The sequence below is a fragment of the Brasilonema sennae CENA114 genome (genome assembly GCF_006968745.1).
GTDB classification, from domain to species: Bacteria; Cyanobacteriota; Cyanobacteriia; order Cyanobacteriales; family Nostocaceae; genus Brasilonema; species Brasilonema sennae.
On the sequence record NZ_CP030118.1, the window covers coordinates 1,953,445 to 1,967,549 of the forward strand.

At 42.0% G+C, this 14,105-nt stretch carries 8 protein-coding genes; 2 read left to right on the forward strand and 6 right to left on the reverse strand.

All coding sequences use genetic code 11. The features are described from left to right. Window positions 1-176: 176 nt before the first annotated feature. Entirely contained in the window at window positions 177-650 is a 474-nt protein-coding gene (locus tag DP114_RS08215; protein WP_171975868.1) for a hypothetical protein, read from the forward strand. 73 nt (window positions 651-723) lie between these two features. On the opposite strand, the gene sds is transcribed toward DP114_RS08215, so the two are convergent. The 6 genes from sds to DP114_RS08240 all read right to left on the reverse strand — a co-directional run bounded on the left by sds (window position 724) and on the right by DP114_RS08240 (window position 12,647). Continuing rightward, window positions 724-1,695 (reverse strand): solanesyl diphosphate synthase, encoded by a 972-nt coding sequence (gene sds, locus DP114_RS08220; protein ID WP_169267790.1) that lies wholly within the window; start codon window positions 1,693-1,695, stop codon window positions 724-726. A 1,780-nt stretch (window positions 1,696-3,475) separates the two neighbouring features. After that, window positions 3,476-4,336, reverse strand: a complete 861-nt coding sequence (gene murI / locus DP114_RS08225) for a glutamate racemase (RefSeq protein WP_171975869.1) — start codon at window positions 4,334-4,336, stop codon at window positions 3,476-3,478. A 200-nt stretch (window positions 4,337-4,536) separates the two neighbouring features. Then, window positions 4,537-4,662: a hypothetical protein gene (locus DP114_RS35715; protein ID WP_256379352.1), complete on the reverse strand. Its 126-nt coding sequence runs from the start codon at window positions 4,660-4,662 to the stop codon at window positions 4,537-4,539. Window positions 4,663-4,669: 7 nt separating this feature from the next. After that, window positions 4,670-6,688 carry an N-acetylmuramoyl-L-alanine amidase gene (locus DP114_RS08230; RefSeq protein ID WP_211178677.1) on the reverse strand — a complete coding sequence of 673 codons (2,019 nt, stop codon included), beginning with the start codon at window positions 6,686-6,688 and terminating at the stop codon, window positions 4,670-4,672. An 860-nt stretch (window positions 6,689-7,548) separates the two neighbouring features. Then, the gene (locus DP114_RS08235) at window positions 7,549-9,501 is read right to left on the reverse strand and encodes an N-acetylmuramoyl-L-alanine amidase (protein WP_171975870.1); all 1,953 of its coding nucleotides are present in this window, start codon (window positions 9,499-9,501) and stop codon (window positions 7,549-7,551) included. Window positions 9,502-11,222: 1,721 nt separating this feature from the next. Continuing rightward, on the reverse strand, window positions 11,223-12,647 hold the full coding sequence (locus DP114_RS08240; RefSeq protein WP_169266132.1) for a cation:proton antiporter: 1,425 nt from the start codon (window positions 12,645-12,647) through the stop codon (window positions 11,223-11,225). A 687-nt stretch (window positions 12,648-13,334) separates the two neighbouring features. Here DP114_RS08240 and DP114_RS08250 point away from each other — a divergent pair. After that, window positions 13,335-14,084: an SIMPL domain-containing protein gene (locus tag DP114_RS08250; protein WP_169266131.1), complete on the forward strand. Its 750-nt coding sequence runs from the start codon at window positions 13,335-13,337 to the stop codon at window positions 14,082-14,084. Window positions 14,085-14,105 lie beyond the last annotated feature (21 nt).

Here is a 14,105-nt window from a genome sequence, read left to right on the forward strand (position 1 = left end):
GTTATGTACCACCTGTAAGACTGAGGGTATTGGGTTGAGGATTTTGCGTACAACTCAAACGTGCCGAAATCGTGTGTTATGGAATAAATCGGAATTTAATCTTGCCAAATTTTGTTTGATTGTTCGCTTTTGATAGATGTTATTGCCACTACCCATTCACCAGTTTACAGGTCATTATGGACTTAAAAGCACAAATTCAATTGCTAATTGACAATGCACCCCAAGATGGTGTTACTCCGCAACTTGTCACAGCAATCGCTCCTGTCCTCAGCGCGATCGCTCGGAAATTACGCCACTCCCAGTACTATATTCTCCAGAACATGGAACAGAGCTGGGTTTTGACTACCTACCGTGATCGCGCAAATCCACAGTTGGAAAAGCGCATGATTTATGCTTTCCCTAGAATACAGGATGTCCCACTTGGTTCATCTGCTGGGCTTGACCCTCAATTGATAGCTGCACCAATCCCTGTCACTCACATTTTGTTCCAATTGGTAGCAATGGAACCCGTAGACAGTATAGTTTTTTTTGAAACCCCTGGCATCACCACCGACTCAATCGAAGTCCGACGAGCTCAGGTGCAACACTTAATTCACCAACAGTTACAGCAAAACCGAGTAAAAAAACAAATTCCTCCAGATCTTGCCTGACAACAGGAGTGCAGGGCGAGGAAGATAAGGAAAAAACACATAGAATTTTTCCTACTTCACTTCCTCGTTTGCCTTAATAGAGCCTACTCAGTACGTAATCAGCTATCTTCATCAGGGTTTGCCAAGATTCAGAGGATGGAAGATGCGCAAGATGCTCAACAGCTACCTTCGCATGATGTTCTGCTAACTCTCTTGAGCGCTGAATACCTTGACTATCGTGTATCAAGGATATAGCTTGCTCTAAGTCTCCTTTCTGCGCAAACTCTCTATCTATCAGAGCTTCTAAATATGGCTTTTCTTCCAATGCAAATAAAACTGGCGCAGTTAAATTACCGCTTTTCAAATCCGATCCTGCTGGCTTACCCAAAGTATCTGTCGAACTTGTGAAATCTAAAATGTCATCTACAATTTGGAATGCTAAACCAAGGTGACGTCCGTAGCTATACAAATGGTCGGCTGTTTCTTGGGAAACGTTGCTAAGTAATCCAGCGGCTTTTGAACTATTAGCAATTAATGACGCTGTTTTGTAGTAAGTCTTTTTGAGGTAAGTGTCAATCGATATGTTTGTATCGAAGCGATTCAAGCCCTGCTGAATCTCGCCACTAGCCAGATCCATAATCACCTCTGAGAGCAGTTTCACTACATCTAAATTGTCCAGATTGGCTAGATACCAGGAAGATTGAGCAAACAGAAAATCTCCTGCTAAGATCGCTATTCTGTTGCCAAATAAACTATGAACAGTGGGAACACCACGTCGCATTTCGGATTCATCTACCACATCGTCATGTACTAAGCTTGCTGTGTGAATCATTTCTGTAATCTCAGCTAAGCGTCGGTGACGAGGCGTTATGTCTTGTTCGAGCATGGTCGCCCGCGATATCAGCAGGACGATCGCCGGTCTTATGCGCTTTCCCCCAGCTCCAAAGAGATGTTCGGCTGCTGCACAAAGGATCGGATGACCGTTTCCAACTAGCTGTTTCAAGTTGTCTGCTAGTATTTGCAGGTCGGCTTCCACTGGGGAAAAAAGGGAGGTGGCTGGGGTCATGGATGGGCAGACTCTGGCTTTAGTTACGAAAGTTTACATATCCTACACTTATTCTAAGATAACCCTGTCTTAGCGCAAAGTTTTCATGAATCATTAATCATTAGTTTTCGGCATAGCACTTGCGCGCCAGTTTTACAGACGCTTTTGCAACAAGTAGGTCAAATGACCGGCAGCTTTCTTCCAGAATTTGATACGCGCCTAGGCACTTACCAGTAAATAAATATCCAGCCGTCAAACTAGATCTTTCGTCGTAGTCCCAATATTGCGACATACGGCTGGATATTTATTTTTTTGGATCTCCCCAAGGCAAGAGCGCAAACGCGCTTGCTGTAATCGCTCCTCGATAGGCGACTGGTGAGACAGCGCGCATGAGGAGGGTCTCCCCACGACGTAGGCAACTGCGTAAAGTGCGTCTTTGCAGGAGATACCCCATAGCCGTAAGGCGTGGTCGTTCCCACTAGAGCTCTGCCGTTAGGCACCACAGTTTTTCAGTACAAGCGATGAAACGCGTGTAGCGTGTCATCACCAAAGCAGCTAAATCTTGTCAACAAAACTTTAATTTTTTATCAAAACACAAAAATATACTTATGCCTATTACAGTATAGAATTTCACTAATGAGATATTTTTTATACTTTTATTCTCAAAGCATACCTCTGCTCTAGTTGAGAAAATTTCTGTATCTTAAGCAAAACTTTATCTTCAGCCACAGATTTTTGAAGTAGATATGAAAACGAATCAAGAAAAGTCCTACATCCTTTACTCGTCACCAATGATACATCAATTATTTTCTGGGAAAGATTTTCGCTAAATCTTGTATAACGTACAATAGAAAATTTCAAATTTAGCAGAAAAATTAGCCAAAAACTTAGGGTCGTTGTGTTACGCTAACATAAAGGGATTTAATTTTTTCGAGACATTCACATTACTAGAGAAAAATCACCGTTTGGTGTTTTTACTTATAACGTACTGTGATTTTGAATATAGTACTGTAGGCTACATTTAGTGAATATATCTCATTGGTTATACTCCTAGTACATAAGCCTATACAGTTAGAACTATGCGCTTCCTTGTAAAGGAAAAATGCTCTGCTTGATTAGTGTCGCAAAAGTGCATAGCTTGGATAACCAAATAAAGTGTTTCCGTAAAAATGCAGGCTAGGTAGACTGCTCAAGTTGTAGTTACAAATTACTGTTAAGTAATTAAGCTATGGCTTCAGATATAGTTTGCAACAAAAATCGAATATAAATTAAGCCTAGGAAAGAGAGATAGCTCTCTACCTATAGATTTAGCAGTGTCAAAAACAACTATCCACAGTAAATTTGTGCAGTTATGACTCTGCTAAATCTGATTGAATTTTATATTTCTTATACACAAGTGTTAGTAAAAAAATGGTTTACGGGAAAACGCCTATGATAGTTTTTATATTAGCTTCTGGTTATTTGTTAGCGGTTTATCTACTATTAGCTCTAGCAAAGAAAACCGGAAAAAAAACTACCGCCACAAATCTCTCTTTAGGGATACACTCTAAACGGGGACGCATAATCTCAAGTTCGGATAATCACTAACGATAAACACAAAGTATACAAATATAACCAGAATCCAAATGAGTCACCCATATCGCCCGAGAATTGGGCGTAAGAAGTAGAAGAGTATGAGTACAAGCGTATTTCTATCTCGTGGTGTCGTATTCGCAATAGGGTAGTGTCAACTAACCTTCATGACTCATTAATCATTTAGTCAAGGTTTTTAACCTTGACTAAATGATTAATCAACAAGACATTATAAACTAGAAAATGTGACATTTGTCAACTGTACTGGCTCAGTAGCTGGAGTATAACCCAACCACTGTAAAGAGGACTGCGCAAATTGTTGTGGACAACCACTGACCGCAAAGCGAGTTGGCAAAGGTGGGTATGTATTTCTCAAGCCCAAGATATCTAAATCCTGAGCACAAGCAGCAACTACATATTGTGCTGGGTCAACTAGCTTGACGTGGGAGGGGAGGAGTGATCGCAAAACTGGTGCCAATAAAGGATAGTGAGTACAGCCATAGACTAATGTGTCGATTTCATGCTGCAATAGTGGTTCTAGATATGAGCGTACCACTTGTAGTGTGTAGGGTTCATAAATGCGGTTTTGCTCAATTAGCGGTACAAACTCTGGGCAACTCACTTGCCAAACTTGGACATTGGGATTTATCTCTAGGATAGCATGGCGATAGGCGTTGCTTTTGGCGGTTGCAGCAGTGGCAATAACACCAATGCGCTTTCCACTGTTAACTGCTGCTCTTGCTCCCGGTAAGATCAGACCGAGAATTGGCATAGAGAATTCCTCACGTACCGCCTCCAGGGCTAAGGCCGAACTCGTGTTACAAGCCATAACGACCATTTTGACATGCTTTTGTTGCATCCAGGTGAGAATTTCACGTGCAAACTGTAAAATTTCTGTTTGCGAGCGAATCCCATATGGAAGTCGAGCTGTATCCCCAAAGTAAATAATCGATTCATTAGGGAGTTGACGGTAGAGTTGGTGTAGAACTGTTAAACCACCTACACCACTGTCAAAAATACCAATTGGGGCACGTTGCGGTGCTTCAGAAAAATCATAAAGATTACCTTCAAAGGTAAAAGATGAAAACACAGGCGGATATCGTTAATTTAATAAGTTGTTAGTGGTTAGTTGTTAGCTACTAGTGATGAATCGTTAATGGTTAGTTGGTAGTTCTCAGCGCTTAGTTGTTAGTGGTTAATTGTTCCACTCACGACTACCCACTACTGACCCTAGTGGAAACGGTCACGCCTTAGAGCTATGGAGTACGCAAGCGAGTGCACGCCTTACGCTTATCGGGATGCGTCTGGTAGAGGAGATACGCCACTTTGCTTATGCTGGGGAACCATGAACAACGGTTCCACAATAAACGTGGAAATCACCAAAACCTCGGCGACTACCCACCGCAAGTGGCTCACTATCTACTTACCTTTGCCGCAAGTACAGTAATATACCATTAGCGATTGCCTCTGCCATTCTATTTTGGTATTCAGGGCTTCCCAGCCTAGGATTATCCTCCTGACCACTCATGTAACCTGTTTCTACTAAAATCGAGGGCATAGAACTTTTTCTGAGAACATAGAACCTTGCTTTGCGTACTCCCCGGTCTTTGAGAGTGGGGATACTTCGGAGAATGTTACTGTGGACAACACGAGCCAAATCTAGCCCACTGTCATAATAGTAAGTTTCCAACCCATTCACGTCAGGACGACGATCAACAGAGTTAGCGTGAACGCTGACAAATAAATCAGCATTTGCTTGAGTTGCCATATCCACCCGTCCCTGAAGGGTCACAAAGTAGTCAGTATCACGCGTGAGTGCAACCTGTACGCCATTTTGCTGTAAGATGCTCGCTATTCTTCTGCCAATAGGTAAAACAACATCTTTTTCCAACAGTCCACCCAAACCAGGAGCGCCAGAATCGTGACCGCCATGTCCTGGATCAATAACGATGACAACGCGTCCATTAGGCACGCGGGGACGCGGCATTGGCTGCGGCATTGGCTGCGGCATCATCTGCGGCATTGGCAGCTGATTGTTCGTCATTGATCCTAAGGATGATGGTTGTGGGTTTGATCGTGGTAAGGGAGGTAAACTAAAACGGGGAGTTAATGGAGAAAAGGAGCGTTGTAATTCTAAAGACAAAAGCTGACTAGTTAGTTGATTGAGTTGTCCAATTCGCACACCTCCTGCTGGTTGGATGTAGACGGCAACACTACGGGGGTCTTGTTGTTGCAGGCGTACGCGCAGAACTGGACTACTAGCGTCAAATCGTGGTCCTCTAACGCTACCTGCCAACTTAGCATTGGGAATGATGATCCGATATAGACCAGAAGCTCTATCCCAACCACTATTAGTAGACGAGAGAGGTTGGTCGCCTCTAATAAGGAGTTGCCCACCACTAGCAGTCAGTTCTACAGACTCAATTGTAGATAGTGAGTCACTTGCTGGCGGGGTTTGGTTGGAGCTTCTCTGGGTGACATTCCCAGCTATGTTTGAATTAGGAAGATTACTACTATTACCCGTAGTCTCTGTGGATAATTTGCTTGCATCACCATTAGGCAGAAGTACTAAACCGCCGAAGCTACTCACGCTTGCTCGCCAGTCAGGGCTACTTTTGTCTACCCACAGCGTCATACGAACACCAGTAGACGTTGTTCTTAGTTGAGTGAATTCAATACGTTTTATACCGTACTTATTGACTGCTATATTCTGCTGTGAAAAACGTGGTGACAAAGATGCACCAAGTATATCGATATTAAAAGCACTCTTGTCACTGCTGCGAAATGTCTGGATTTGAGGATTTGGACCATTTGTGCGGACAAACAAACCATCACCTGTAACACGTAAACTCTCAATTTGAGTCAATCCTTGAGCATTGCTGATAAGTGTTTGTTTTTGCGTTGACCTATCAGTAGGATTGACAACTAAATCTTTACTTGGTGTTGAATCAGTATTGACAATTACGTCTTTAGTGGCTGTGGAGTTGTCAGGCTTTACCACACTATAGACATTAAAAGAATTGTTGCCAGAAGATGAAGGAACTTGTTCAACTTGTGGAGTTGGTAACTGTACTACCCAACGATTAGAACTTTTGCCTTCAAATTTCACCTGCTTTGGATCGAGGCTATAACCTGGACTAAGTTCAATGACTATACGAGTTGTTTGTCCATCAAACTGACCGACACGAACAGTACGAATTGCACTACTATTCACCGGCTGAATCAACTGCGAACGTCCAAAGTCGGTTCCAGGCAAATCAATAACCACTCGGGTGGGGTTGAACAGGAGTTGCGCTTGGGGTTGAACAGCACCTTCAGTGTTGATTTCTAATCGGTTTTGACTGGCATCAAAACGCCAAAATTGTAGTTTCGCAGCTTGGGCTTGCGATTGTAGCATGAAGACAGTAGTAGTTGCAACAGTAACAGGTAATAACCAGTTCATTTTCACAGTCTTTTCTCCTGATTCGTACTTCTGAGATCTGTCAAGATGTCAAAGTCTAGGGAAATCCTCACACTAGCACCGCTCAAATCTTAGCGGCAAATACGTAATTAACTCGTAGAAAGATCTTAATAGCGCTCAACTGTGGCATGCCCTCTCAGTTTGTGTATGCTTTTATGGCACAGAAAATGCAGTTTGCAAAGCATAATCATCACACCAATCTAAAAATAATAGAGTAGTCAATCTTGGTCATTTTTGCTTAACTTTGTAAGAACTTTATATTAATTTGTCTGATTCCTAGATATCTTAGACTGTGTTCACTGATCTGGTAAACAGAGCACACTCTCCAAAGTAAAATCTAGGGCATAAAGCGAATCACTCTGTGAAGTAGACCAGACGCTACACCCCACATAAGAGTTCTCAGCAGAACTTAAGGTTATGAGTAGACTTGGACTTTGGCATTAACATAAGACTCATATTGTCAAAAATTATATTTAATATTGAAACAAAATAGTAGTTTCCGATCAGATCGTGTTCCGGTGTCAGCAATTACCAGACTCCACACATAATTTCTTAGATCTCAGCACAAGAAAGTATTTTATAATACTAAAGGTATCATTATTTACAAAAAAAACCGAAACAGAAGTTCCGGTAAAAGAATTTGCTTAGTTAGTTATAGCAGTCGAAGCGTAGATTAAGACATAAACTAATGAGAAAATACGGGCACTACAATACTTCAAAGCCTGTTAAGCGTTCCCTGCTATATAAACTACTGAGGCAGTTATCAAAGTTTCAGACACTGATAACTGCCTCAGTAGTTGTTTTAAAGCGGTACGAATTTGTACTTTGGCATTTCAAGTATTTTACTTTTGCTTTAAGTACTGAAGAACACCATCAGCAATCCCCTCTGCCATTTTATTTTGATACAGTCGGTTGGACAACTTAGCAGCGTCCTCACGACCAGTTAAATACCCTGTTTCCACCAAAATTGCTGGCATAGAATTTTTTCTTAAGACATAGAATCTAGCTTTGCGCACGCCACGGTCTCTCACATTGACACTTCGGAGAATGCTCTTATGAACGATCTGAGCTAGGCTTAAACCGCTGTCATAATAGTATGTTTCTAAACCACTCACTTCAGGACGATCATCACCTGCTGAGTTCGCATGGATACTGACAAAGACATCAGCATTGGTTCTCTCTGCTATGTCTACCCGTCCTTGAAGAGTGACAAAATAGTCTGAGTCACGGGTTAGTATTGCTTGGTAACCACTTCGGTCTAAAATTTCTGCCACCCTTTTGCCAATAGGCAAAATAATATTTTTCTCTTGAATACTACCAATACCAACTGCTCCAGAGTCTTTACCGCCATGTCCTGGATCAACGACAACGACGACTCGTCCCTTACGAACAGGAAGCTTCGGGCCTACAGGCTTGATTGGCTGTAATGCCAAAGGCTGTGGGTTTTGTCGTTTTATGGGTGGTAAACCAATGGGTGGTTTGATAGAAGGGAGACGTTCTAATCCCAAAGACAAAACCTGACCATTCAGTTTGTTAACTTGCCCAATTCGCACTCCTAATGCTGGTTGGACATAGACAACAACAGTACGGGAGTCTTGTTGCAGCAAGCGCACGCGCAGAACAGGGCTACTAGCATCGAAATTTGGACCTTTGACTGCAGAAGCCAACTTAGCATTGGGAATGGTGATACGAAATTGATTAGATGACTGATCCCAACTAGTACTAGCAGATGAGAGACGTTGATCTGCTTTAATCAGGAGTTGCGTACCACTACTAGTCAGTTCTACAGCCTCAATTGTGGAGATTGCATCGATTTTTGGTGGCTCCACAGCAGGAGTGGGAGGATTATCTGGTGGAGTAATAGAATAACTATTTCTGGGCGACTCACTCGCATAACGATTATTTGGTAGAACGACTAAACCATCAGAAATATCAGAACTGCTTGTGCTTATGCGCCAATCAGGAGTATCTTTGTCTACTCGCAGGGTCATCCGGACTGCTGGTGGTGTTTTTTGCAGTTGAATCATTTCAACTCGGTTGACACCATGTCTATTTATAGATCTATCGCGAGCGCCAAAATTTGGTGACAAAGTAGCACCAGGAATGTCAACGAAGATGGTTTTGCGATCGCGGCTGCGAATGATCTGAGTCTGAGGATTTCCACCACTGGTGCGCAGAAAAAAACCGTCCCCTGTAACTTGCAGACTCTCAACTTGAATTGTGCTTTCTGCAACGACAACAGCCTTAGAAAACTCAGGTTTTTTCTCACCGTCAGAATCTACTGTCACCACATTGTAAATATTTCTTGGCGGTGGGATGACCACTTCTTCACTTTTTGGGCTTGGTGAAGCTTTTGGGGTTGGGGATGCTGGTGAGGAGGCAACTCCCTCAGTTTGTGGCGTTGGTAATTGTACTGTCCAGCGACTGGCACTTTTCCCTTCAAATTTTACTTGCTTGGGGTCGAGGGTATAACCAGGATTCAGTTCAACAACTATACGAGTTGTTTGTGGATCAAATTGACCAACACGAACAGAGCGAATCGCACCGCCTACTGACTCCGTCAACTGGGGACGCCCAAAATCAGTTCCTGGCAAATCAATAACCAACCGCGTAGGGTTGAAAACAAGTTGCGCCTGGGGTTGAACTGGACCTTGAGTATTGATTTCTAATCGGTTTTGACTGGCATCAAAGCGCCAAGATTGCAATTTCGCGCTTTGTGCTGCTTGAGCTGGCGACAATAGCGTCAAAAGACTAGTCGTTACAAAGGTACCAGGTAGTAACCAGTGGGTTTTCACAGTGTTTTCTCCTGATTCGTATTTATGAGAGTCTATGAAGTGGAGAAGCACCCAGAACACAAAACGCAGAATTTAGTACAGTCAACAGTGAACAATTATCAGTAAACAGTGAATTGATAACCCTATGGCTAAACGCCACGCCTTACGGCTGGAACGCCCGTCGCCTAGGGAGGGAGACCCTCCTCATGCGCGCTGGCTCACTGATAACTGAATAACTGACTTCTGAGTTTTTTGTTGGTCAAAGTTTTGGTAAATCTTCACACTATCACCGCTCACAACATTGCTTTGGTGGCACAAGCATCATTTTTTGATTTCATCAAGACATTGTTATAGTGATTATTTTTGAATATAATCCAAATTTGGTGATAGCAAAGCGTGTTATTTACCTAATATCTATTAAGGTTTTACCATTAGGAGTAGCTATTGTTCTGTATTAATCCTTCTTAGATACTAAATTGAATGATTGGCGTCAAATTCTAACACGCTGCCAATAGCTTTTCATGCCGTTATGGCATTTTTTTGTTGTTAGATATTTGATTGAGACCCTCCAGACGACTTCCCGACTTCTTAGCAATTTCCATAAAAGTATCCGTCGGTAGCTAAACACTTCATCCATCAAAAAGAGATTTTTTATATTGTCTGATTTGGTAGTCGTCAATGCACCGACTGATAATACTCCCACTGTTTTATGAGGAAGCATCCCAATACATGTAAAAATACGCTTGTCATTGTGTAGACGCTTTTACTGCTTTGGGCAGGGTGTGAAACGAAGTGCTGCGTATCTGCTGCACAGATGCTCTTACCCACAGCATGACAATGAATTTAGAGAATTGGGATGTTATACCAACCTCTCTATAAACTTACACTTAATATAATTAATCAGAAATGACGGTAAAACCCCAGGATGTAAAACCATATCATTACGAAATATTAAGTGCCACTTCATGGAGATTTAGTATTAGTCTTTTCTGATGTGAACTTGACTTTTCGGTGCACCTGTTTAACTGCTAAAGAAATACCTAATTTTGGATGAGTGAGCAAGAAGGAAGATAAAACAAAAGTAACATTCCTAATAGACTTTTTTCAGAAGTAGGTAAGGGGTAAGGGATAAGGGGGAAAAATCTAAAAATTTTTTCCTTTTAACCTTTCTCCTTTCCCCAAGAAGTGCAAAAATAACTTTTGCACTCTTGTCTCATCTTGTCTAATGAGTGCTGGCATTTAGAACAAACTCCTTTTTTAGTTTAAGGAGACGAAGACTTTGGAATCAAAGTTTCCATTAGTAATAGCAAAAGTACAAAATATTCATATTTTGAAGTTTAGTAGATCATGAACTTGTCGTACAGCAGTGCGGATGATTTTTTTCAGAGGAGAGAAAAAACTGACTGATAAAATTTAAGCGAATCGTAACAGAGTGGAACCTTAATTATGCTAGCTAGCAAAGCACTCCTGAGCTTGCCTCCTGAAGAAAAAACAATCAAATTGGGGAGAACGCCTTGAGCTTTGACTAACCCACTTGGGGTGCGCTGGCTCCTTTGAAGCGTTGTACACCTATGAGGAATAATACGAACCTTGGATGAATGTGCCCGGAAATATCAGAAATTTTGTTGCTGGTATAAACTTCAACTTAAATTAGAAAGAAGAAGATATTACTTAGACAAATTTACAACTCAGTCGTTATCTAAGTACAGACGCTCTAAATCATGCGTCTGTACTCAAGAATTTTACTTATCGTCTTGAGAATCTGGTGATTCTATAACCAACGATTTTCCGGAAGAATTATCTAAAAGCATTTCCTGTATTGCTGTAGCTGTTGTTGGTTCTGGGAATACGAGCCGCAAAAGAGGAGGTGCAATAAATGTTGTCAGAATGACCATCATAATAATAGCCGCCTCCAAAGGTTTCGAGAGAATACCAATGGAAGAGCCAATACCAAGAAACACTAAGCCTACCTCACCTCTGGGAATCATACCCACACCAATTGCTAAACGGTTGATTTGAGGTTGACCAAATACACTGAAGCCAGTGACAACTTTACCTAGGATGGCAATAATTATCAGAAAAACTGCCATGACTAAACCTTCCTGATTACTGGGAATGGCTGGGTTTAAAACCCCTAAATCAGTTTTTGCCCCAACAGTAACAAAGAAAATTGGCACCAGTATATCAGCAATTGGAAGAACTTGCTTTTGCAATTCCACACGCTCATCTGTTTCGTCTAAGACCAAACCAGCAGCAAAAGAACCTAAAATTGCCTCTAATTGAATGGCAGCGGCAAAGTATGCCATCACAAAGGCAAAGATAAGTGCTGGTATCACTAATCCACCACGAGTTTTTAACTTTTTCGCAATTGCTACAAAGGTATTACTGAAAACATTTCCAAGAACAATTGCGCCCACTAGGAAACTACTGGCACTAATGATCAGATAAATGACTTTACCGACATCTACTGAACCTTCTTTTGCAAGACTTGCCACCACTGCTAAAACGATAATTCCTAAGACATCATCAATTACAGCAGCACCTAAAATAATTTGCCCTTCTTTGGAGTTGAGACGCCCAAGTTCTGACAATACCTTAGAAGTGATACCAATACTTGTAGCAGTTAAAGCTGCTCCTGCAAAAATTGCTGGTACTGCTGGAATACCAAAAAAAGCCATTAATCCTACCGTACCAGCAGTAAAGGGTACTACCACACCCACTACCGCTACCACACTCGCTTGGACACCTACAGCTACCAAATCTTTGATGTTTGATTCCAAACCAATTTCAAACAGCAGAATGATGACACCAAGTTCTGACAATACGGAAATGACCTCAGACTGCGTTTTAAACACAGCATCAGCAGCGGCTGGATTCAGACCACCAGTGGTTTGAAGGAAAGTCATGATTAAAGAGTTGGAACTATCTGCGCCCCCTTCTGGAAACACTAATAGATGGAGGACAGAAATACCTACCACGACACCAGCTACCAGTTCTCCCAACACTGGCGGTAACCCAAAGCGGTTTGAAAGTTCTCCGCCAACTTTACTAGCAAGGTAAATGACGACCATGCTCAGCAGCACTGCTGCTAGTACTAGTGAACTATCTGCTGTTTCTGTCGCGGTTGCGAATAAGGGTAATGAGAAGGTTGTGAAATCTAACTGCATTGATTATTCTGGAAAATCCTTCCCTCTAATTTACAAGTTCATTGAACACTACACTCATAGAGGCGCTACAAAAAGCATTGATAAATCAATTCATGCCCCCTGTTAATTCGATAAAGCGCTGCCAATGAGACTGTCATACTGGGACTAGAGATAGTCTGCAAGAGGGGTGGACTACTAGGGAGCCAGATGCGTGGCTGTTGGGAAACCCTCAAAGCAGCAGGTTGTCGTCACCGCCTGCGCCGTGCTGGTTCACCAAATCACCAGTTTCCATCGTACGCAGATGCTTAAGAGCCAAACGCAATTGCTAACTAATCCCAAACTGTATTGCTATCCCGTTCTAAATAGCAGTAGGAATACTCGTCTGGTTCTGTTTTCAGCAGCCAGTATCCCATAAATTTTCTCCTTCAATTGTTTGCAGTTAACAGTTAACAGTATTCCAATAGCTATTTTTCAGTTACTAAAAATGTAACTGCTTAGACTTTAGACAGTAATCGTGTCAAAGTAAAAATACCTCCTATTTAGACACACTACCGCTTGTGTGTTCTCCAAATGGATAGGGAGTGTTAGTTGTGTGTTGTTTCTTGTTAGCAATGAGTGGTTAGTTTTTGGTTCAGCCTAACCACTCAGGATTTTTCACAACTTACTAGATCTTCATAGATGAATAATTTTTAGAGGAGTGAACGTTTTGTGAATACAAATGCTATATTTGGTTCTCAGTTAAATGCTGGGAACCGGTGGAAATTTCTATTTTTAGCGTTGCTTGTATATATAAGTAGTACCCAACCTGTTTTGGCGCAGCAGAAAGAGACGATGTTGCGTACTTTGAGTGTTAATGGTCGTGGAATGGAGACCATTCCTACAACTTTGTCTCAAGTCAGTTTGGGAGTAGAGGTTCAGGGAAAAACAGCACAGCAGGTACAACAAGAAGCTGCTCGCAGGTCATCTGCAGTGGTTGCTTTAGTAAAAAGCCGTAATGTGCAAAAATTACAGACCACGGGGATTAGTCTCAACCCAGTATACAGTTACGACAATAAAGTGCAGCGGATTACAGGCTATGCTGCTTCTAATGTTGTCAGTTTTCGGATTCCCACTGAACGCGCGGGTACTCTGTTAGATGAAGCGGTCAAAGCTGGTGCGACTCAAATTAACGGCATAAGTTTTGTTGCTAGCGATGAGGCGATAACCCTTGCTCAACAACAAGCATTAAAAAAAGCCACTCAAGATGCTCAACAGCAAGCTCAAGCAGTTTTGAGTACTTTGGGTTTCCAACCTAAAGAAGTTGTCAACATTCAAATAAATGGAGCCAGCACACCTCCACCACCAAGACCTGTATTACGTGCCGAGTATAGTAAGGCAGCAGCATTAGATGCTTCCACCCCTATAGTCGGTAGTGAGCAGCAGGTGGAAGCTACGGTGACATTACAAATTAGTTATTAGTCACCTGTTTTGACCGAGACA

What these genes read in the sequence shown, in the direction of transcription:
- DP114_RS08240 (WP_169266132.1), bottom strand. Translation starts at nt 12,647, where the DNA reads ATGCAGTTAGATTTCACAACCTTCTCATTACCCTTATTCGCAACCGCG.
- DP114_RS08230 (WP_211178677.1), bottom strand. Translation starts at nt 6,688, where the DNA reads ATGAACTGGTTATTACCTGTTACTGTTGCAACTACTACTGTCTTCATG.
- DP114_RS08215 (WP_171975868.1), top strand. Translation starts at nt 177, where the DNA reads ATGGACTTAAAAGCACAAATTCAATTGCTAATTGACAATGCACCCCAA.
- sds (WP_169267790.1), bottom strand. Translation starts at nt 1,695, where the DNA reads ATGACCCCAGCCACCTCCCTTTTTTCCCCAGTGGAAGCCGACCTGCAA.